Annotated in this window: 19 protein-coding genes; 16 read left to right on the top strand and 3 right to left on the bottom strand. The window is 44.6% G+C overall.

Translation table 11 applies throughout. The features are described from left to right. The first annotated feature begins 107 nt into the window (after nucleotides 1-107). The 7 genes from R8O70_RS10125 to R8O70_RS10155 all read left to right on the top strand — a co-directional run bounded on the left by R8O70_RS10125 (nucleotide 108) and on the right by R8O70_RS10155 (nucleotide 7,752). Nucleotides 108-1,673, top strand: coding sequence for an anthranilate synthase component 1 (locus R8O70_RS10125; RefSeq protein WP_033905669.1), 1,566 nt, complete (start codon nucleotides 108-110; stop codon nucleotides 1,671-1,673). 16 nt (nucleotides 1,674-1,689) lie between these two features. Next, nucleotides 1,690-2,298, top strand: a complete 609-nt coding sequence (locus tag R8O70_RS10130) for an aminodeoxychorismate/anthranilate synthase component II (protein ID WP_258624376.1) — start codon at nucleotides 1,690-1,692, stop codon at nucleotides 2,296-2,298. Nucleotides 2,299-2,335: 37 nt separating this feature from the next. Then, nucleotides 2,336-3,346: an anthranilate phosphoribosyltransferase gene (gene trpD / locus R8O70_RS10135; RefSeq protein ID WP_258624377.1), complete on the top strand. Its 1,011-nt coding sequence runs from the start codon at nucleotides 2,336-2,338 to the stop codon at nucleotides 3,344-3,346. Nucleotides 3,347-3,359: 13 nt separating this feature from the next. Next, nucleotides 3,360-4,799: a bifunctional indole-3-glycerol-phosphate synthase TrpC/phosphoribosylanthranilate isomerase TrpF gene (gene trpCF, locus R8O70_RS10140; protein ID WP_171346203.1), complete on the top strand. Its 1,440-nt coding sequence runs from the start codon at nucleotides 3,360-3,362 to the stop codon at nucleotides 4,797-4,799. A gap of 64 nt (nucleotides 4,800-4,863) precedes the next feature. Then, a complete protein-coding gene (trpB, locus tag R8O70_RS10145) occupies nucleotides 4,864-6,054 on the top strand; it encodes a tryptophan synthase subunit beta (RefSeq protein WP_151514973.1) in 1,191 nt (396 codons plus the stop codon). Continuing rightward, nucleotides 6,054-6,860: a tryptophan synthase subunit alpha gene (gene trpA / locus R8O70_RS10150; RefSeq protein WP_258624379.1), complete on the top strand. Its 807-nt coding sequence runs from the start codon at nucleotides 6,054-6,056 to the stop codon at nucleotides 6,858-6,860. The genes trpB and trpA overlap by 1 nt, the downstream gene beginning before the upstream one ends. Before the next feature lie 196 nt (nucleotides 6,861-7,056). Continuing rightward, the gene (locus R8O70_RS10155; RefSeq protein WP_005376777.1) at nucleotides 7,057-7,752 is read left to right on the top strand and encodes a Crp/Fnr family transcriptional regulator; all 696 of its coding nucleotides are present in this window, start codon (nucleotides 7,057-7,059) and stop codon (nucleotides 7,750-7,752) included. 126 nt (nucleotides 7,753-7,878) lie between these two features. Here R8O70_RS10155 and R8O70_RS10160 read toward each other — a convergent pair whose 3' ends face one another. Then, the gene (locus R8O70_RS10160) at nucleotides 7,879-9,420 is read right to left on the bottom strand and encodes a long-chain-fatty-acid--CoA ligase (RefSeq protein ID WP_054577046.1); all 1,542 of its coding nucleotides are present in this window, start codon (nucleotides 9,418-9,420) and stop codon (nucleotides 7,879-7,881) included. Between the two features lie 543 nt (nucleotides 9,421-9,963). On the opposite strand from R8O70_RS10160, the gene R8O70_RS10165 reads away from it, so the two are divergent. The 8 genes from R8O70_RS10165 (at nucleotide 9,964) to R8O70_RS10200 (ending at nucleotide 17,642) form a co-directional block, all read left to right on the top strand. Then, nucleotides 9,964-11,223: a dicarboxylate/amino acid:cation symporter gene (locus R8O70_RS10165; protein ID WP_005376774.1), complete on the top strand. Its 1,260-nt coding sequence runs from the start codon at nucleotides 9,964-9,966 to the stop codon at nucleotides 11,221-11,223. Nucleotides 11,224-11,379: 156 nt separating this feature from the next. After that, nucleotides 11,380-12,564: an acyl-homoserine-lactone synthase gene (locus R8O70_RS10170; RefSeq protein ID WP_054866149.1), complete on the top strand. Its 1,185-nt coding sequence runs from the start codon at nucleotides 11,380-11,382 to the stop codon at nucleotides 12,562-12,564. After that, nucleotides 12,557-15,097 carry a hybrid sensor histidine kinase/response regulator gene (locus R8O70_RS10175; RefSeq protein WP_318184168.1) on the top strand — a complete coding sequence of 847 codons (2,541 nt, stop codon included), beginning with the start codon at nucleotides 12,557-12,559 and terminating at the stop codon, nucleotides 15,095-15,097. Before R8O70_RS10170 ends, R8O70_RS10175 begins: the two co-directional genes overlap by 8 nt. Before the next feature lie 111 nt (nucleotides 15,098-15,208). Then, the gene (locus R8O70_RS10180) at nucleotides 15,209-15,451 is read left to right on the top strand and encodes a hypothetical protein (RefSeq protein ID WP_005376770.1); all 243 of its coding nucleotides are present in this window, start codon (nucleotides 15,209-15,211) and stop codon (nucleotides 15,449-15,451) included. Between the two features lie 198 nt (nucleotides 15,452-15,649). After that, the gene (locus R8O70_RS10185; protein ID WP_033905687.1) at nucleotides 15,650-16,213 is read left to right on the top strand and encodes a septation protein A; all 564 of its coding nucleotides are present in this window, start codon (nucleotides 15,650-15,652) and stop codon (nucleotides 16,211-16,213) included. A 225-nt stretch (nucleotides 16,214-16,438) separates the two neighbouring features. Continuing rightward, nucleotides 16,439-16,834 carry an acyl-CoA thioester hydrolase YciA gene (gene yciA, locus R8O70_RS10190; RefSeq protein ID WP_005376768.1) on the top strand — a complete coding sequence of 132 codons (396 nt, stop codon included), beginning with the start codon at nucleotides 16,439-16,441 and terminating at the stop codon, nucleotides 16,832-16,834. A 115-nt stretch (nucleotides 16,835-16,949) separates the two neighbouring features. After that, nucleotides 16,950-17,246 (top strand): YciI family protein, encoded by a 297-nt coding sequence (locus R8O70_RS10195; protein WP_005376766.1) that lies wholly within the window; start codon nucleotides 16,950-16,952, stop codon nucleotides 17,244-17,246. 3 nt (nucleotides 17,247-17,249) lie between these two features. Beyond that, nucleotides 17,250-17,642, top strand: a complete 393-nt coding sequence (locus R8O70_RS10200) for a GspS/AspS pilotin family protein (RefSeq protein WP_005386726.1) — start codon at nucleotides 17,250-17,252, stop codon at nucleotides 17,640-17,642. Nucleotides 17,643-17,775: 133 nt separating this feature from the next. Here the strand turns inward: R8O70_RS10200 and metE are convergent, their stop codons facing one another. Further along, nucleotides 17,776-20,058 carry a 5-methyltetrahydropteroyltriglutamate--homocysteine S-methyltransferase gene (gene metE, locus R8O70_RS10205; RefSeq protein ID WP_064354143.1) on the bottom strand — a complete coding sequence of 761 codons (2,283 nt, stop codon included), beginning with the start codon at nucleotides 20,056-20,058 and terminating at the stop codon, nucleotides 17,776-17,778. A gap of 281 nt (nucleotides 20,059-20,339) precedes the next feature. Here metE and metR point away from each other — a divergent pair, with 281 nt between their 5' ends. Then, complete coding sequence (gene metR, locus R8O70_RS10210; RefSeq protein ID WP_054730490.1) at nucleotides 20,340-21,251, top strand: HTH-type transcriptional regulator MetR; 912 nt, start codon at nucleotides 20,340-20,342, stop codon at nucleotides 21,249-21,251. Nucleotides 21,252-21,272: 21 nt separating this feature from the next. On the opposite strand, the gene R8O70_RS10215 is transcribed toward metR, so the two are convergent. Further along, nucleotides 21,273-21,473, bottom strand: coding sequence for a DUF4250 domain-containing protein (locus R8O70_RS10215; protein ID WP_005376762.1), 201 nt, complete (start codon nucleotides 21,471-21,473; stop codon nucleotides 21,273-21,275). Nucleotides 21,474-21,516: the final 43 nt, after the last annotated feature.

A 21,516-nucleotide genomic window follows, 5' to 3' on the forward strand; every position in this document is an offset into this window, starting at 1 on the left:
TCAACTGCCTAAACATTAATCGAATATAGCCAACTCTAGATTGGGAGAACGTTTGCTTTATGCGACTATGTACGGCAGGAAGATTTAAACAGCTACAAGGAGGTCTTGTGAACAAGGCCATTGAAATTAAGAAACTTGGACAGCTTGAAGTGCTAACGGCTTCCGTCCCTTATACTCAAGACCCGACTCGCTTGTTCCACACACTATGTGAGAACAAAACTGACAGCCTATTGCTGGAATCTGCTGAGATCGATTCAAAGCAAAATTTAAAATCCCTGCTGATCGTAGATTCAGCGGTTCGCATTGTTTGCTTCGGCCATACCGTTAGCATGCACGCCTTGACCAATAACGGTAAAAACCTACTGTCTCACCTAAACCAGAACATCCGTGGTGACGTTGAGAGCAAGTTCGATGGCGAAACGCTAACTTTGCAGTTTAACCAGCCATGCGACACGTTAGATGAAGACTCTCGCCTACGTGAAGCCTCTTCTTTCGATGCGCTGCGTTTGGTTCAGCATAGTTTTGATATTTCACAGCAAGACAAACACGCAATTTTCCTTGGTGGTCTGTTTGCCTACGACTTAGTCGCAAACTTTGAGCCGCTTGGTAATGCCGAAGCAACAAATCAGTGTCCAGATTACGTTTTCTACGTCGCGGAAACACTACTTGTTGTCGACCATCAAACGGAATCTTGCCAGCTTCAAGCGACGTTGTTTGTTGATGGTTCAGAGAAAACAGCGTTAGAGACTCGTATTGCAGAAATTAGCGCCCAATGTGCAGCGCCAAAACTGTTGCCGAGTGCAGAGCAAATAACAGATGTAACGGTAGAACCTAGCGTGTCTGATGCAGACTTCTGCCAAACCGTTCGCGACTTAAAAGAGTTCGTAGTGAAAGGCGATGTATTCCAAGTTGTACCGTCTCGTAGATTCACTCTACCTTGTCCTTCTCCACTGGCTGCTTATAAAGAATTGAAACAAAGTAACCCAAGCCCTTACATGTTCTACATGCAAGATGAGCTGTTCACTCTGTTTGGCGCATCACCAGAAAGCGCGCTTAAGTACGAAACCGACACTAACCAAATTGAAATCTACCCAATCGCAGGCACTCGTCGCCGCGGTAAGCGCCCTAACGGCGAGATTGATTTCGACCTAGATAGCCGCATCGAACTTGAACTGCGCACCGACATGAAAGAAAACGCAGAACACATGATGTTGGTTGACTTGGCACGTAACGACGTCGCTCGTATTGCTCAAGCTGGTACTCGCCACGTAGCAGACCTTCTAAAAGTCGACCGCTACAGCCACGTAATGCACTTGGTGTCTCGTGTGGTTGGTCAACTGCGTGAAGACCTAGACGCGCTGCACGCATACCAAGCATGTATGAACATGGGTACGCTCACCGGTGCACCTAAGATTCGTGCCATGCAGTTGATTCGCGATGTAGAAGGCGCACGACGCGGTAGCTACGGCGGCGCTGTTGGCTACCTCACTGGTGAAGGCACACTCGACACCTGTATCGTGATCCGCTCAGCGTACGTTGAGAACGGCATTGCTCAAGTTCAAGCTGGTGCTGGCGTGGTGTTCGACTCTGATCCGCAAGCGGAAGCAGACGAAACGCGCGGCAAAGCACAAGCGGTAATCTCTGCTATCCAAGCAGCGCATAAGTCACAATAAGGAATAGGGTTCAGAGATGGCTAATATCATTTTTATCGATAACTTTGACTCGTTCACCTACAACCTTGTGGATCAGTTCCGCTCGTTAGGTCACTCGGTCAAGATTTACCGAAACAACATCCCAGCAGAAACCATTGAACAAGCGGTAAATAAGCTTGAAAACCCAGTGGTTCTGCTATCACCAGGTCCTGGTGCACCTTCAGAGGCAGGCTCAATGCCAGAGCTTATCCAACGTATGAAAGGCAAAGTGCCGATGATCGGCATTTGTCTTGGTCACCAAGCGATTGTTGAAGCGTACGGCGGTACTGTTGCTGGCGCAGGCGAAATCATTCACGGTAAGGTCTCTATGATGGAGCACCAAAACCATGCGATTTACCAAAACCTACCATCACCACTTGCAATTGCACGTTACCACTCGCTGGTTGCGACCAAGGTTCCTGAGAGCCTAACCATCACAGCAGAAGTGGATGACTTGGTAATGTCTGTTGTACATGAAGAAGATAAAGTTTGCGGGTTCCAGTTCCACCCGGAATCTATTATGACGACCTACGGAGCAACACTGTTGGCCAATGCCATTGAATGGGCACTTGAAGAACAAACTTCAGCGACCCCACTCACTGCTTAAAAAACACTTGGCACATAAGAAATTTAGGAGAGGAAATATGGAAGCAATCATCAACCCTATTATTACCAAACTGTACGAGCAAGAATCGCTTACTCAGGAAGAGAGCCAACAGCTATTCGACATCATTATCCGTGGTGAACTAGACCCAATTTTGATGGCATCAGCACTGACTGCACTAAAACTCAAAGGCGAAACGCCAGACGAAATTGCAGGCGCGGCGAAAGCACTGCTGGCAAATGCAAACCCATTCCCTCGCCCAGATTACGATTTCGCAGATATCGTAGGTACTGGTGGTGACGGTCACAACACCATCAACATTTCAACCACTGCGGCGTTTGTTGCTGCAGCATGTGGTCTAAAAGTAGCGAAACACGGTAACCGCAGCGTTTCAAGCAAATCTGGTTCTTCTGATCTTCTTGATTCATTTGGTATCAACCTAGCTATGAGCGCAGAAGATACGCGCAAAGCGGTAGACGATATTGGTGTTGCTTTCCTATTTGCACCTCAATACCACGGTGGTGTGCGCCATGCGATGCCAGTGCGTCAAACCATGAAAACACGCACTATCTTTAACATTCTTGGCCCACTGATTAACCCTGCTCGTCCTAACATCGAATTGATGGGCGTTTACAGTGAAGAACTGGTTCGTCCTATCGCAGAAACCATGCTACAAATGGGTATGAAGCGCGCCGCTGTAGTACACGGCAGTGGTTTGGACGAAGTAGCAATTCACGGTGAAACAACCGTTGCCGAAATCAAAGACGGTAAGATCACAGAATACAAATTAACGCCTGCAGACTTCGGTCTAGAAGCGCACCCACTAGAAGCAATCAAAGGTGGCGATCCTGAAGAAAACAAAGCGATCATTACCAATATTCTGACGGGTAAAGGTACAGACGCACAATTGGGCGCAGTGGCGGTGAACGTTGCTCTGCTAATGCGTCTATTCGGCCACGAAGATTTAAAAGCCAACACGCAACAAGCGATTGCGGCAATGAATTCAGGCAAGGCGTACCAATTGGTACAACAACTTGCCGCACACGCTTAAGGAATTGCAGAAGATGACTGACTTCAACACTCAGCAAGCTGACAACCTGTCTGAACACGTTTCTAAGAAAGAAGCAGAAATGGCAGAAGTACTGGCGAAAATTGTCCGCGACAAATATCAGTGGGTAGCAGACCGTAAGGTGTCTCAGCCGCTAAGCACATTTCAGTCTGATTTACTGCCATCGGACCGCAGCTTCTACGATGCTCTGAGTGGCGAAAAGACGGCCTTCATCACCGAATGTAAGAAGGCATCTCCTTCTAAAGGTTTGATTCGTGATCACTTCGACTTGGATTACATTGCATCGGTTTACAACAACCATGCTGATGCGATTTCAGTCCTAACAGACGAGAAGTACTTCCAAGGTAACTTTGACTTTCTTCCTCAAGTGCGTGGCCAAGTCAAACAACCGGTTCTGTGCAAAGACTTCATGGTAGATACCTACCAAGTTTACCTAGCGCGTCATTACAGTGCTGATGCCGTGCTACTGATGCTTTCTGTCCTGAATGACGAAGAGTACAAAGCGCTAGAGGAAGCAGCGCACAGCCTGAACATGGGTATCTTGACCGAAGTCAGCAACGAAGAAGAGCTTCATCGTGCCGTTAAGCTTGGCGCACGCGTTATCGGCATTAATAACCGTAACCTTCGCGACCTAAGTACTGATTTGAATCGTACTAAAGAACTGGCACCGACCATTCGCGAACTGGCTCCTAACGCAACAGTAATCTCAGAATCTGGCATTTATACGCATCAACAAGTTCGTGATTTAGCGGAATACGCAGACGGCTTCTTGATTGGTAGTTCACTGATGGCGGAAGACAACCTAGAACTTGCTGTACGTAAAGTGACGTTAGGCGAAAATAAAGTGTGTGGCTTAACGCATCCAGATGACGCAGCAAAAGCATATCAAGCAGGCGCAGTATTTGGTGGCCTGATTTTTGTCGAGAAGTCGAAGCGTGCGGTCGACCTTGAAGGTGCGCGCTTAACCATGAGCGGTGCTCCACTGAACTATGTAGGCGTGTTCCAAAATCACGATATCGATTTTGTTGCTTCTGTCGTGACCTCTTTGGGTTTAAAAGCGGTGCAACTGCACGGTCAAGAAGACCAAGCTTACGTAAACCAACTCAAAGCCGAACTGCCAGCAGCGGTAGAAATTTGGAAAGCTTACGGCGTGACTGATGCCAAGCCAGAATTGCTAGCAGACAACATTGATCGCCATTTATTAGATGCGCAAGTTGGCACTCAAACTGGCGGAACTGGTCAAGTGTTCGACTGGTCACTGATCGGCGACCCAAGTCAAATTATGCTAGCGGGCGGACTGTCGCCAGAAAATGCTCAACAAGCAGCGACACTAGGTTGCTTGGGATTAGATTTAAACTCTGGTGTAGAAAGCGCACCAGGCAAAAAAGATTCACAGAAGTTGCTCGCGGCCTTCACCGCCATTCGCAGCTACTAAAGCTGGATATCAGCTAAAAAATTTAAAGCTATTCGTAGCGAAAAATACGAGAAGGAATATAACGATGGCAAAACTGAATGCCTACTTTGGCGAATACGGCGGTCAGTACGTTCCGCAAATTCTAGTTCCAGCACTGGAGCAACTAGAGCAAGCGTTTATCGACGCGCAAGAAGATCCAGAATTCCGCAGCGAATTCATGACGCTTCTCCAAGAGTATGCGGGCCGTCCAACGGCTTTGACTCTAACTCGTAACCTAACCAAAGGTACGAAAACCAAACTGTACCTAAAACGTGAAGACCTACTTCACGGTGGCGCGCACAAGACCAACCAAGTGTTAGGTCAAGCGCTACTTGCAAAACGCATGGGTAAAAACGAAATCATCGCAGAAACAGGCGCAGGCCAACACGGTGTAGCAACGGCACTAGCGTGTGCGCTGCTTGGCCTTAAGTGTCGCGTTTACATGGGTGCAAAAGACGTTGAGCGTCAAAGCCCGAACGTATTCCGTATGAAGCTAATGGGCGCAGAAGTTATTCCTGTCCACTCGGGTTCAGCAACGCTTAAAGACGCATGTAACGAAGCGCTACGCGACTGGTCTGCAACTTATGAAGACGCGCACTACCTACTAGGTACAGCGGCAGGCCCTCACCCATTCCCAACGATCGTGCGTGACTTCCAACGCATGATTGGTGAAGAAACGAAGAATCAGATTTTGGCACGTGAAGGCCGTCTTCCTGATGCGGTTATCGCATGTGTGGGCGGTGGTTCAAACGCTATCGGCATGTTTGCTGACTTCATCGAAGAAGAAAGCGTTCGCCTAATTGGTGTTGAGCCAGCAGGTAAAGGTATCGATACTGACCAGCACGGTGCACCACTTAAGCATGGTAAAACAGGCATCTTCTTCGGTATGAAAGCGCCATTGATGCAAGATCCAAACGGCCAAGTTGAAGAGTCTTACTCAGTATCTGCTGGTCTTGATTTCCCTTCAGTTGGTCCACAACACGCCCACCTAAACGCAATCGGCCGTGCTGAATACGACAACGTGACAGACGATGAAGCGCTAGAAGCATTCCAAGAGATTGCACGCCATGAAGGCATCATCCCTGCTCTTGAATCTTCTCACGCACTGGCTCATGCACTGCGTATGGCTCGAGAGAACCCAGAGAAAGAACAATTATTAGTCGTTAACCTATCAGGTCGTGGTGACAAAGACATCTTCACCGTACACACCATCTTAGAAGAAAAAGGAGCAATCTAATGAGCCGTTATGAGAAGGTGTTTACGCGCCTAAACGAAAAGAACCAAGGCGCATTTGTACCGTTCGTAACGGTTTGCGATCCAAACGCCGAGCAGTCTTACAAAATCATGGAAACACTGGTCGAGTCTGGTGCTGATGCCCTTGAACTCGGTATTCCATTTTCAGATCCTCTTGCGGATGGCCCGACTATCCAAGGTGCGAACATTCGTGCTCTAGATTCAGGCGCAACACCGGATATCTGCTTCGAACAAATTGGTAAGATCCGAGCTAAGTACCCAGAGCTACCTATTGGCCTTCTGATGTACGCGAACCTTGTTTACTCTCGTGGTATCGAGAACTTCTATGAGCGTTGTGCAAAAGCAGGCATCGATTCTGTTTTGATTGCAGATGTGCCAACTAATGAAAGTGCCGAATTTGTTGCTGCTGCAGAAAAGTTTGGTATTCACCCAATCTTCATCGCACCACCAACCGCAAGTGATGAAACACTGAAGCAAGTATCAGAGTTAGGTGGCGGCTACACTTACCTACTCTCTCGTGCAGGTGTTACTGGCGCAGAAACCAAAGCAAACATGCCTGTAGGTCATATGCTGGATAGACTGAACCAATTTGATGCACCACCAGCGCTACTTGGTTTTGGTATCTCTGAGCCAGCACAGGTGAAACAAGCACTAGAATCTGGCGCCGCTGGTGCAATTTCTGGTTCAGCCGTGGTCAAAATCATTGAAGCGAACGTTGAGCAGCCACAAATTATGCTCGACAAGCTAGGTGAATTCGTTTCTGCAATGAAAGCTGCCACTCAAAAATAATTTCAGTTTGATATGACACAACAACGCCCGCTTAACATTATGTTTAGTGGGCGTTTTCTTACTATCGTGTTTATACCACGTCATTTTTTGTTCAACGCCCGCACTTTCCAAATCTATCTCAAGCAGAGCACTCAAAGAGTGTTAAGCTTGGGTAACTTAACTAACTCAATAAAGCAATGTGCAGTAAGGTTGCTACATGGAAGAAGTCAAAACACTGCTAGCCAAATGTCCTGTACTATCAGGGCTGCCAGATAAAGGGCTTAGTGAAGCAGCGCAAATGACTAAGGTTCGCTGCTTCGACGAAAAAGCACTGATTTGCAATAAAGGTGCGCTTCAATCTTCTCTTATGGTCATAGCTCAAGGTGCAGTGAGAGTGAACTCAATTAGTTCAAAAGGCAAAGAAGTCACACTGATGATTTTCGAAGCTGGTGGCTGGTTTGGAGACAATGTTTTTTCTCCCGGTATGCCTCGTATTTTTGGTGCGACCGCGCATTCTGACGTGACTGTAATGGAGCTTCCTGGAGATAAATTTCGCCAATTACTCGCCAAATACCCTCAAAGTTACCCCACTATACTAGACTTACTTAGCCGCCGCTTGTGGTCTGCTATTTCTGTTATCGAAGATGACGCGATTAGAGGAATTGAAGAACGAGTCGCCAAAAGGTTGCTGCTACTTGCTGAATACCAACTTAATCAAGCGATCGATACTCGACCATGCGTTGTCAGGGTAACAAGAGAACATATCGCTAACATGATGGGGCTAACTCGTCAGAGCGTACACAAGATACTAAAACGACTAGAAAGTATCGGGATGCTAGAGCTAAACTATGGCTCAGTAACCATTACCAATCCGAAACGCTTAGAAGAATACTTTAAAGAACTCGAGCAATAGATTCATTCAACAAACGCTAAGTATTGTCTAACGATAGCTAAAAAACTTATGCATCTAATTGGTCAAGAGCACAACACCATTTGCGCTTAGGCAAGTGGCGCTGTGACACAAAAACCATTGAATTAACTAAGCTATATTCAATTCAGATTTCAACTCACGTTTCAAAATCTTTCCTGTCGCACTCATCGGGAGGTGTTCACGAATTTCGACATAACGAGGATATTTAAACGAGGCTAATTGCTCTTTACCCCACTTTTGTAATGAATCGGCGTCAATGTATTCTTTTGGTTTAAGTACAACGTAGGCTTTTATCTCTTCGCCATACTCTTCATTTGGAATCCCTATCACCGCGACCATTGAAACGGCAGGATGAGTCATGAAAACTTCTTCAATTTCTCTGGGATAAACATTAAATCCACCTCGAATGATCAGATCTTTCATTCTATCGACAATAAATAAATTACCTGAACTGTCAAAGCGGCCCACATCACCAGTATGGAACCAACCATTTTGTAGCGCAGATTCAGTAACTTCTGGGCGGTCAAGATATCCCTTCATAACATTATGACCACGCACAACAATCTCACCTTCTTCGCCTATCGGTAGTGCATTGCCTTCAATGTCGATAACTCTTACTTCGACGCCTTGAACCGGTTGACCTACCGAGCCTGGTATTCGCTCCTGATCTAAATGATTAAAACATGCAATAGGACTTGTCTCCGACAACCCGTATCCTTCTAAGATCGGCACATTAAATGTTTCTTCAAAGGTTCGAAAGATTTCGGTTGGTAATGGCGCACCACCGCTTACTGCAACACGCAATGACGAGGTATCAAATTGATGCTGCACATGAAGCAGACCGATGTACATCGTTGGCACACCAGCAAATATCGTCACCCTATGTTTTTCCACCAGCTCAAGAACATGTTTAGGCTCAAACCTAGGCACTAACACCAATGTTGCCCCGCCCAAAACACTAGCATTTAAGTGGACGGTTTGACCAAATGTATGAAATAAAGGCAAAGTTACTAAGTGAATATCATCGGCCTGGCTGCCCATAATGTTTTGTGCCACCAGAGCGTTCATTATGATGTTCTGCTGAGTCAGTTCAGCGCCTTTTGGTAAGCCTGTCGTCCCTGATGTATACAAAATCACACATGTATCATCCGCATTACGCGGTATATAATCCGGCAACGGTTGGACATCGGCTATAAACGCATTGAGAGTTATTACACCATTCCAATAGCTTTCATCTTGAGATTGAGTCAATACGACTATGCCTTCGCATGTATCGACTTGTTCAAAGGCTTTGACACCCTCTTTTGCCATTGGCAGTTCTTTCGTCCCTTCAAAGCAGAAATAAAACTTCGCTTTTGAATCTTCTAAGTGATACTTAATTTCTCGCGCTTTCAAAAGCACATTTAATGGGACTGCAACCGCGCCAGCTTTTTGTATTGCATAATAAACAAACGCGAAAAAAGGAATGTTTGGGCATGAAATCGCAACGCGGTCACCTGGCTTTACGCCTTTATTGATTAAAGACGCTGCGATCTTGCCGGCGATCGCATCAAACTGCGCATAATTTATCTTTTCAGTGCCACATATCAACGCCGTTTTATCTGGTTTACTCGCAGCATTTCTTTGTAACGCAGCAGCAAGATTCATCATAGTCTCTTCACCTCTTACTTGTCTTTCTCGTCTAATCAGCTCAGGAGCATTAACTAAGCAAGTTATCTCTAACACTGGATCGTCAGCATTTGAGTCTCACCAGTCATTACAATTTAACATTATGTTTACAACGCAATTAGAGCCAAGAATGTAAAGCAATTAACATTTCAGAAGGCAAATTAATAAAAGTGTGAGCTTGAAAGAGATGAATTGTTATAAATATCAACCCAAGTCACTAAAAACTCTGACTGCAATAGCAAATACAAAAGCGGTTAAAATTAACAAAAAGAAAACAAATAAAGAAAAATAAACTTGAACAATCCTAAGCGCGACCCTTATAAGAAAAATCAATAGCAAACGTTTGCTATTGAACAAAACTTTATCGTTCGTCAATAAAATATCGATTAATCCATCAATAATACCTTGCTGCATATTGCCAATTGTAAACGATAAGTGTAAAAAGCAAGGCGAGATAATTATCCGTAAATCCATTTATGGTTAGTGGGTAATTTTAGGATTTTACATTTTATTAGCACAGAGGTTATGGAAGTGTTAAAAGAAAAGAGTTTGCTAAACAACATTGGCGTACAAGTCGTAATCGCCATGATCGTGGGCACAGCCGTTGGTGCCATGATGGGTCATGATGCGACAGTGTTCGCTCCTTTAGGTGCTATCTTTATCAACTTAATCAAAATGTTGGTTATTCCTTTGGTCGCTGTAGCCTTGATTTCTGGCGCCGCTGGTCTTGGGAACAGCCAGTCAGCAGGTAAAGTTGGCATCGTCACTCTAGGTTATTTTGGTTTAACATCCGCCCTAGCCGTTGCGCTTGCACTATTTATGGGTGAAGTATTCCAACCAGGCATGGGTATCGACGTCTCTGGCGTTGAAGGCATGTTCTCAGCAGAATACGCTTCAAAAGGTGAACTACCTACTTTCTGGGCAACCATCACTGGTATGATCCCAACCAACGTTTTCCAATCACTAAATGAAGCAAACATCCTACAGATCCTCGTTTTCTGTATGTTCTTTGGTATTGCGATTTCTAAGCAAGCAAAAGAGCGTCGTGAACCAATCATCAATGGTGTTAACTGCATCGTTGACGCAATGGTTTGGATGATCAACAAAGTAATGATCATTGCACCTATCGGTGTATTTGGTCTGATGGCAGAAGCCGTCGGTACGTTCGGTTTTGGTGCACTAATGGTGGTGTTTAAACTGTTCGTTGTTTACGTTGCCGCCATCCTAATCTTCGGTTTCGTTGTTTACCCAGCAATGGTGCATGTTTTCACGAAGACATCTGCGAAGAAATTCCTGTCTTCAATGAAGAAACCGCAAGCAGTTGCGCTTTCAACAGCGTCTTCTATGGCAACACTGCCTGTTACAATGGACACCTGTGAAAAAGAGCTGGGCGTAAAAAATTCAACTGCATCATTTGTTCTGCCTCTAGGCGCAACGATCAACATGTCAGGTAATGCGATTTACTATGGCTTGGTTGCTATCTTCTTTGCTCAACTGTTCAATATCGATCTAGGCATGGGCGCTTACATTGCAATTATCGTAACGTCTACATTGGGTGCGGTTGGTCAAGCGGGTGTTCCTGGCCCTTCTTTCCTAGTGGTTGCCGTGCTTCTTGCCGCTGGCATTCCAATTGAAGGTCTACCGCTGCTATTCGCTCTTGACCGTATTTTCGATATGATTCGTACAGCACTGAACATCACAGGTGATGCTGCATGTGCAGTTATCGTTGATGCGCTAATTGAAGAAGAAACGGCAGAAGCTGAGCTAAAAAAGCAAGAAGCCTAACCCTTTCTTGAATAGACCAAAAACCGCTCATAATGAGCGGTTTTTTTGTCTTTTCTTGCATTACGTAACTATACAAATAGAAACCGATGGCATAAATTTTTCAAAATGATATAAACCATTACAAAATATAACAAAACGTTAGAGCTAGGTTATATCATGAGTCTTGAGCAATCTTTGGAATATCTCACCAAAATAAATTTGCCGATCGAATCAAAGCAGCAGGCCCTGGTTGACTCAGTTATTCTTACCCTAACGAAACAAAAACGAGATGCTCTTTTTCAACAGGTTGCTCTGTATCGAATAAAACTGCTTAAATCTCTCTTTCCTAAACACGCATCAAAAAGTCTTTCTGCACTATTTGAGTTAATGGATTATCGAGATTTAGTGCAACAGTATCCGACAGGTTTCTCCAAAGAGATTCGTTTACTTGAACAACTTGCCGCAGATTGTTACCCGCATTGGATGGTTTTCTGGTGTCAATGCGAGATCGAAGCAATCAAGCAAAAATATCCTTCAAACGAAGCTGCGATTCCTACTCCGCTTCCGTTTGACGACCACAGCTATACTAGCGTGTTAATTGAAGATATCGCAGATTGCGATCTTGAGGTAATGCTGCCAAATCATGCAGCGTTAATGCCGATTTCCGAAGCGATCACACTGAGTAATCTTGAGCTTTTCGTCCAAACTGAACAATGGTTTGAAATCTTGCCTCTTTTATCACTCTCGCAAAAAGGGCAGCACTTTGCCCTCTTGCTCAAATCGTCATCTTCACCAATCATGGTCTCCTCCGCTTTAGTGCAAAGCTGGCATCAACGAAATAACTGGCTCAGTTACTCACCACAGTTTAGTAACGAACAATGGCAGTTTTGCTTTCCTAATCATGGGTACAGTGTTCTCAATCAACTGGGTATTTTGGAGTGTCGTGCTCTAACTCATGAGCACACTCTTATTGAGTTTGATGCTCAGTTTCAATCTCGTGTAAAGAACAGTGAAGCGGTTTGCGAAGTACTGCGTCTTACGGTGGGAGGCAACATTCAACAAAAGCTGTATTTTTTGTATCTGGCGCAAAAAACTATGATGAGCGAGCTCTATAAAGCAGGCTATAAGCTCGGCCTTACCATTATTGAGCAAGTATTTATGTTAAATTTCTATCAATCTATTGATTTAAGTGCCTACTTTCACTCAGGATACCGCGACATTAACGGTGACGGTACCAAGACATACCGCGGTTTCTGGAATTTAGGTATGATGGTTGAAGCATTTCAAGACATACAATTTCGCGACTACAAACATTGCGTACGAACAAAAAGAATGGATAAAAAGGTGAATGAGCATGCTTGATGTTCATTTGCACGGTCTCTTTTACCCAAAAGCAATGGCATTGTACGCGACTGTACTAATAGTATTCGCTTGGCTACTGTATTACTGCTATCGCCTAAAACAGAAGAGTGAATCAATCTTAGGCTCGCATCACGCGCCTTACATCGCTTATTCCAGCTGTATCATTGTTTGGATAAGCAGCAACGCCTATTTCCATACCGATTTATTGCCAGAATTAGGCTCTGTTGGTGGCATTTTTATGGCTAAGTTAGCGAACTTAGCGTCTTTTTTCGCCTTTGCGTTTGCATTCTATTTTTCTTGCCAGTTAACCGCAGATGTTAAAAAAACAGCGGTCAAAGCCTGGCAAAAAGTCGTCTTTGTCGCACTAGCAACGTATTCACTGTACATCAACTTAGTACCGAATCTTACTGTCGAAAATGTCACCATTAGTGGTCCAAGCCAGTTCGTCATTAAATTTGGCCCACATACCTCATATTTTTTCATTAGTTTGCTAGCTTTCGTGGTACTAACGCTGCTTAACTTGATTGCCATGCGCGCTAACAGCAGCAAGCTCACGTTAGCAAAAAGCAACTATATGATCGCTGGTATTTTGGTATTCATGTTATCTACGGCAGTGATACACCTTGGAATGACGTATTTCCTTGGCGACTTCTCCCTAACTTGGTTACCACCAGCACTTTCAATCAGCGAAATGTTGTTTGTGGGCTATGCCCTACTTACCTCTCGCTTCTACAGCGCTAAATATCTCACGTACTTAACGGTAAGCGCGCTCTTAGTCTGCGCCATTTTTGTTCTGCCGCTAGGGGCGATATTTATTCCTATCTCTGAAGATAACCAATGGCTTGTTGCGGTACCTTTATGCGCGCTTATCGGTATCACTTGGCACTTGCTTTTTAAGCGAGTCAGTCGTTTCGCTTCGTATTTTATTTATGGGAAACGACACACTCCCGTTCAGCAAATCCTTGGGTTAGAGGAAGAGTTTAAACGCTCAATAGATGATGCTATGCGTCAGTTGGCATCGTTACTTAACATACCAAACAACAAGCTACAGCTAGTCACTAGCAATTACACAGAAACGTTTTACGAAGAGTACCTGCCGTCAAGCAAGTCAGTTCTCGTGCTAGATGAGTTGTCTGAAGAAATTGATTATGCCTCCTCTTCTAAAGGGTCGATGAGAAAGCTCTACGAGCGCATGCGCTCAAGCAATACTGCGCTCGTTATGCCTCTCTTCGGTCGTGGAAAGTCTGTTACTCACTTACTAATTTCTTCACATAAAATAGATAATAAGCTGTTTTCTAATGAAGAAATCTCAGCTCTGCAAACGTTATTAGTTCGCATCCAGAGCACCATTGAAGCCGATAGAAAGGTACGCCAAAGCCGTGCGCTGGCTAACTCCATTGCACATGAAATGCGTAACCCTCTCGCTCAAGTACAATTACAATTTGAAGCTTTAAAACAGCATATAGAGTCAAACGCCTCACTGGATACGCTAAAAAGAGAAATTGATAAAGGTGAAGCCGCCATACAACGCGGTAGACAACTTATCGATATTATTTTACGAGAAGTTAGCGACAGTTCACCAGAGCATGAGCCTTTAGCTCTCACTTCCATACATAAAGCCATCGACCAAGCAGTAAGCCGTTATGGTTTTGAAAACGATCAAATAATAGAGAGAATTAACCTACCACAGGCACACGATTTTGTCGCGAAGTTAAATGAGACCCTGTTTAACTTTGTCATTTTCAATTTGATTCGTAACGCTATCTACTATTTTGATTCTTATCCCGACAGTCAAATTGAGATTCGTACCCAGACGGGGGCTTACGAAAACATTCTGATCTTCCGAGATAGTGGGCCAGGTATAGATAGCAGTATCTTACACAAGATATTTGATGACTTTTTCTCGTATCAAAAAAGCGGAGGCAGTGGCTTAGGTTTGGGCTATTGCCAACGTGTTATGCGCTCCTTCGGAGGACGAATAGAGTGCCAGTCTGAATTGAACGAGTTCACAGAATTCTACTTGTATTTCCCAGTCGTACCAAACGCACCAAAACCAGAGACATTAAGAGCACCGGACTTTGATAGCTGGAAAGCAACTGCATCACATTTTGAAAATCATTCAGCTCAACACGTACAAGTATCTAAAGATGCACCAACAGTGCTCATTGTTGATGACAAAGAGGTGCAACGCACCTTGGTACAGATGTATTTAAAAAGGCTGGGAGTCAACAGCTTACAAGCAAATAATGGAGCCTCTGCGGTAGAACTATTCCACTCTCATAAGATTGATCTCGTTCTTATGGATGTCCAAATGCCGGTAATGAATGGATTTGACGCAAGCCAACGGATTAAGCAAATCACATCCTCCGTTCCAATCATTGCCTTATCTGGTGAGTCTGGAGCTAGAGAGTTGGAGCTAATTTCGAAACTCATGGATGACAGACTCGAAAAGCCCACCACGTTAAATGCACTTCAAGTCGTCATCCAAAGATGGTTACAGAACGAGAATTCTGCGCCTTCCAACACTTTTTAATCTGCAAATATAGAATTGGCACTAGATGTGCTTTATTGGAGTAAATCGAATTATCCAGAAGGTCAAGCAGGCTGCAAAAGAGTAGCGTATGAGCTTGATAAGGAGATCGCCATGTTACTTCATCGACATACATACTACGGCTTGATTCATCATGGAATCAAAACACTGTTACTTGATCGCTTAGGCCACTATACAGAAGAAGAGTATCATCAATATCTGAGCCTGATGACTGGTAAATCCACTTGCTTCACGATGTCTCTCGAAGAGCTAGAAGCAACGGTCGATAACTTACTGCGGGAAGGCTATTTAGAAGATGTAAAAACGCTTATTTCCCAATATCAACGTGTGGCTTAAGGTTTAAAACTCTCAACTTTATTGCCGCTTCACGCGGCAATTTTTATTCCTTCCATTTGCTGTTTAGACATGGAAGAAGCTTGCGGGCTGTACGATATACTAAGCGTTACTATTCTTACCTTAACTTCCTCAGTATTCACATCTTGTCAGATTCCGTTAGACTGTCTTCAATTCAACAATTAGGTAGATTTTGCCATCATGAAGCAGATCCTAGACTTTATACCACTCATCATTTTCTTCGCTTTATACAAGCTGTACGACATCTACGTGGCGACAGGTGCACTGATCGTAGCAACAGCCATTCAACTTGTCGTCACCTACGCGCTGTATAAGAAAGTCGAAAAGATGCAGCTAATAACATTTGTTATCGTCACTATCTTCGGCGGCATGACCCTTTTCTTCCACGACGACAATTTTATAAAGTGGAAAGTCACCATCATTTACGCGATTCTGGCGATTGGCTTAGCAGTGAGCCACGCATTGGGAAAATCAGCTATCAAAGGAATGCTAGGCAAGGAAATTACGTTACCTGACGCTGTTTGGGCAAAGATTAACTGGGCTTGGGTTGGCTTCTTCTCATTCTTCGCTGGCTTAAACATTTATATTGCTTACGAATTGCCGTTGGATGTTTGGGTTAACTTCAAAGTATTTGGAATGTTGATCGCGACATTTGCCTACATGATTGCGACTGGCTTTTACATTTATAAACACATGCCAAAAGAACAAAAAAATAACTCATCCGATGTGTCCACTGATGATTAAAAACTCAGTTTTGCTATAATCCGCGACTTCACAGCGACCTTAGGGTCGCTGTTTTGCTCCATGTATCAGTAAACCGCTCAAACAACGTACCGTTTTCAGACCATTCTTGCTGCTGTAAACCAACTTTCTCTGGTCCGGTATCTGCGGTTTTTTAAGGACCTTTGGTTCTAGGTATTTACTATGTTGGCGCTTAGTTTGAGCGCCTTTAAGATTTAGGATGTCACAATGAGTCAAGAAATTAGCTCTCCGAAAGGTCAAATGCTGCTTCGTACCCTTGCAATGCCTGCAGATACAAACGCCAATGGCGATATTTTTGGCGGTTGGATAATGTCTCAGCTCGACTTAGCGGGCGCGATTCTGGCAAAAGAGATCTCTTGTGGTCGCGTTGTCACCGTTTCGGTATCAAGCATTACGTTCAAAAAACCTGTTGGTGTGGGCGATGTCGTATGCTGCTACGGCGAATGCACTAAGATCGGCCGCACATCCATGAGTGTCGATTTGGAAGTATGGGTCAAACCCGTCAAAGCTCACGGTGTTGGCGAACGCTTCATGGTTTGTGATGCGACCTTCAACTACGTAGCCATTGACAGTGAAGGTAAACCACGTCCGGTTCAGAATTAGTCAATCTACAACGCTAACAGTTAGAAAGGATCTCACATTTTCTGTTGTTCACTTGTGAGAGACACAAAAAAGGCGTTAAATTAACACTTTACCCTACCAATTAAGGAACTATGCTATGTGGTATGTCATCTTTTCACAGGACGTTGAGAACTCGTTGGAAAAACGCATGAGCGTTCGCCCACAACACTTGGATCGCTTACAAAAGCTACAAGACGAAGGTCGCCTTCTTACAGCTGGTCCGATGCCTGCGATAGATTCTGACAATCCTGGTGAAGCTGGATTTACGGGCTCAACTGTCATCGCTGAATTCGCCTCTCTAGAGGATGCTAAAGCGTGGGCAGAAGCCGATCCTTATGTAGCGGCTGGTGTTTACGATAATGTAATCGTGAAACCGTTCAAAAAAGTGTTTTAATTTATGAAAAAATTACTGTGTCTTTTCTTGGTATTTGGTGCTCTGGCTGGCTGTTCATCAACCGATGATAATCAGCGCCAACTTGAGCTTATGGCATCAAACCGAGCAGGAGTCTTGTCAGCGGGCCTCCCTTTAGAGTACGGTCCACTGCAAATAATGCGAGTCTCATCCAACAAAAATGTTGTAGAGATGATGATGATTTATAACGATGGCGCACTCGGTGCAAAGCCGTTAAATCAAGTACTGAATACCAGTATCTATACCTACTGCAGCAACCCAGAAGTTCGCAAGCAAATTGATATGGGCTTGATGTATCGTATTAAGGTACGTAATTCTCGCGGTCAGTTGATGGCAGATGAGTTGGTTTCCGCACAGACTTGTACTCAGGTGAAGTAGCTACAGTAATTTTTGTTGCTTTCGGCATGAGACGATGATTCGCTATTATTGGATAATCTGAAAACGAAAGTTAACAATTAAGAATAGAAAAACGGAGACCACAGTCTCCGTTTTTATTTGCTGTAACGATGTGTTACGCCAGCTCAGCACGGAGCTTCTTCGCCGCTGAAACCAGATTTGCCAATGCGGCTTCTGTCTCCTTCCAGTTTCGTGTTTTCAGACCACAATCTGGGTTTACCCACAAACGTTGAGCCGGAATTTTTTCTGCCGCTTTCTTGATTAAACCTTCAATCCATTCTTCCGTAGGAATGTTTGGTGAGTGAATGTCATAAACACCAGGGCCAATTTCGTTCGGGTAATTGAACTCTTCAAATGCTTTCAGCAACTCCATATTCGAGCGAGATGTTTCAATGGTAATGACGTCCGCATCGAGTGCCGCAACCGAATCAATGATTTCATTGAACTCGCTGTAACACATATGAGTGTGAATCTGAGTTTCTGGTTTTGCACTTGCCGCAGAGACCTTAAACGCATTTACGGCCCATTCTAAGTACGCTTTGTGATCGCGTTTTTTTAGTGGTAAACCTTCTCGAATGGCTGGCTCATCAATTTGAATGATATTGATGCCTGCATCTTGCAGGTCAGACACCTCATCACGCAGTGCCAAAGCAAGTTGCTGCGCAATTTCTTGACGTGTGATGTCTTCACGTGGGAACGTCCAACATAAAATCGTTACTGGTCCAGTCAACATGCCTTTCATCTGTTTGCGGGTTAGCGACTGGGCGTACGTCGACCATTCAACCGTGATCGGTTTTTCACGTTCAATGTCAGCAACTACAATGGCAGGTTTCACACAGCGAGAGCCATAACTCTGTACCCAACCAAATTTGGTCGTTTGAAAACCCGCCAAGTTCTCAGCGAAGTATTCCACCATGTCGTTACGCTCTGCTTCACCGTGAACAAGCACATCTAGGTCGAGCGCCTCTTGACGTTTCACTGCGTCAGCAATATGTCCTTTAAGTGCTTGGATATATTCAGACTCAGATAATTGACCTGTACGATAAGCGCTGCGCTGCACCCGGATTTCACCCGTTTGAGGAAAAGAGCCGATTGTCGTTGTTGGCAACAAAGGCAAGCCCAATACTTCAGCTTGATGCGCAGCACGCTCTGCATAAGGTGCGCTGCGCTCGGCAAGTGACGCGGTAATGTTGTTTAAACGCGCTTGTACTTGAGGTTTATTCACATGTGTTGCTGTCTTGCGCGCTTTGATTGGCTGGCTATAGGTATCACAAGCGCGAATCGCATTTTGATCACCATCGAGCGCTCGGCCAAGCAAGGCGACTTCTGCCACTTTTTGTTTTGCAAAGGCAAACCAACTTTTTACTTCTTCGCTCAGTTCTGTTTCCAGTGCTAAATCAACAGGGCTATGTAGCAGAGAACATGAACTGGCAACCCAAAGTTTGTCGCCCAGTTTCTCTTTGACTGGCTGTAGACGCTCGAGTTGGGTACTTAAATCTGAACGCCACACATTACGACCATTCACAACACCAGCAGAAAGCACCCAATCCTCCGGTAACTTGGTAACTACATCGTCAAGCTGCTTAGGGACGGTAGATAAATCGATATGCAAACCATCCACCGGTAACTCTACAATTTTGTCTAGCGTATCGCTTACGGAGTCAAAGTACGTCGTTAGCAGCACTTTTACATCGCTTCGAATCACTTGGTAGGCCAGCTTAAACGAATCAGCCCATTTGCTTTCTAGCTCCAGTGACAAAATTGGCTCATCAATCTGAACCCACTCAACACCTTGACTTGCTAGCTTTGCCAAAATAGCTTGGTAAGCAGTAAGTAAGCGTGGTAGCAGGGTTAAGCGGTCAAACCCTTCTTCGACCTCTTTGCCCAAGTAAAGGTAACTGACTGGGCCAAGCAAAACAGGCTTCACTTGGTGGCCAGCTTGAAGCGCTTCATTGACTTCTTCAAACAGTTGGGGCCAGCTCACTTCAAACGTATCGTCCTTACTGAATTCAGGGACGATGTAATGGTAGTTTGTGTTGAACCATTTGGTCATATCCGATGCCGCAGCGCCCGCACAGCTGCAACCCGCCTGAGATTGACCGCGACCCACTTTAAACAACGTATCCAGGTTAGGGAAACCACCAGCGTGACGCTTTGGCACATGACCCAATAGCAACGTGGTCGTCAGTACATGATCGTACCAAGCGAAGTCGCCAGCTGTGGCAAAACTCAGACCAGCATCCGTTTGTGTTTGCCAGTTTTTGGCGCGTAGATCTGCCCCAACCTTTTTAAGCTCAGCTTGATCAATTTCTCCTCGCCAGTATTTCTCCTGAGCGAATTTTAATTCTCTTTTTTCACCAATGCGTGGATAACCTAGTATGTGAGTCGTTGTCGCCATGTCCCTATTCCTTTCTCAATTTTGTTCAATTTGTTTGGATCAGAGCATCTTTCGGTAAAGAATGAGATGTCTGGATGGCTAAACTATCGCTCTCATCTGATATTAGAACAACGTCCATTTATTCAACTTGTTTATTAAAAAAATTCATCATGAAGCGACATGATTCGCAGATAAAAACAACAAATAGACGTCTAGACGTTTACATATCCATTTTTTGTCGTTAAGTTATTTACACGATTGCTATTCTGTTCATAGCGAGCAACAAAGGATGAAAGGAATTCATGATAGAGCTAAAACATTTGCGGACACTCACTTCGCTTCGAGACACTGGCTCTCTAACGGCGACAGCGACCGCTTTACATCTCACTCAGTCGGCACTGTCTCATCAGATCAAAGATTTGGAGGCGCGAATTGGAGGGCAACTGTTCCTGAGAAAGACTCGTCCGGTGAAGTTCACTTCAGAGGGAGAAATCCTATTGCGTCTTGCAGAAGATATCCTTCCGAAACTCGCAAGAGCAGAAAATGATTTAGCGAGCTTGAAAGAAGACGTCAATGGCCGATTACATATGGCCATTGAATGTCACTCTTGCTTCCAATGGCTAATGCCTGCACTTAGGGAGTACCAACTTGCTTGGCCTAGCGTAACATTGGACTTTTCCTCTGGTTTTGGCTTTGAACCACTCCCAGCTTTATTGGCAGGCGAACTCGATCTTGTTATTACTTCCGATATCCAACCTCGATCTGAAGTCCACTACGAGCCTCTATTCGACTTTGAAATGCGTTTAATTACCGCAACCAACCACCCATTGGCGGAAAAAGAAATCATTGATCCGCAAGATCTCGCAGATCAAACCATGCTCTCTTATCCTGTTCAAAAACAGAGGCTAGACGTCGTAAAACACTTTCTTCAGCCAGCAGGAATAGAACCTGCGAAATGGAAGCAAGCCGACAATACTCTCATGTTAGTTCAGATGGTCTCTGCTGGATTAGGGGTGGCGGCACTACCCAATTGGGCGATTTCTGAATTTTCTCGCCAAGGTCTTATTACCAGTAAACCTTTCGGCCAAGGCTTATGGCGTCGCTTGTTTGCAGCAACGCGTCACTCAGAGAGAGAGAAGCGTTACTTACAAGCTTTTTTCGCAACCGCGAGGCTACAATGTAAAAGCCACCTTGACGGAATCAAGGTGGCTTAAAATATTTGGGTTATGAAAGGCTTAGCGTTGATATGCTTTAAATTGGTTAGTCAATGGATCGTACTGATAACCGAGCATATCAAGCTTGCCGACTACAGACTCTACATCCATCTCATACACTGATACTAACTCGTCAAAACTGTCGCACTCTAAACGTAGCTTTTCGTTGACGATACCTAGCAAAATAGTGCTGTCCAGATTACCTACATTGCTTAAATCCATCGCGACTCTCCTCTTCGACAAGGTATATAAACAAGCGTAGTAG

It is taken from the genome of Vibrio sp. 779(2023) (assembly GCF_033344285.1).
Classification (GTDB): domain Bacteria; phylum Pseudomonadota; class Gammaproteobacteria; order Enterobacterales; family Vibrionaceae; genus Vibrio; species Vibrio alginolyticus.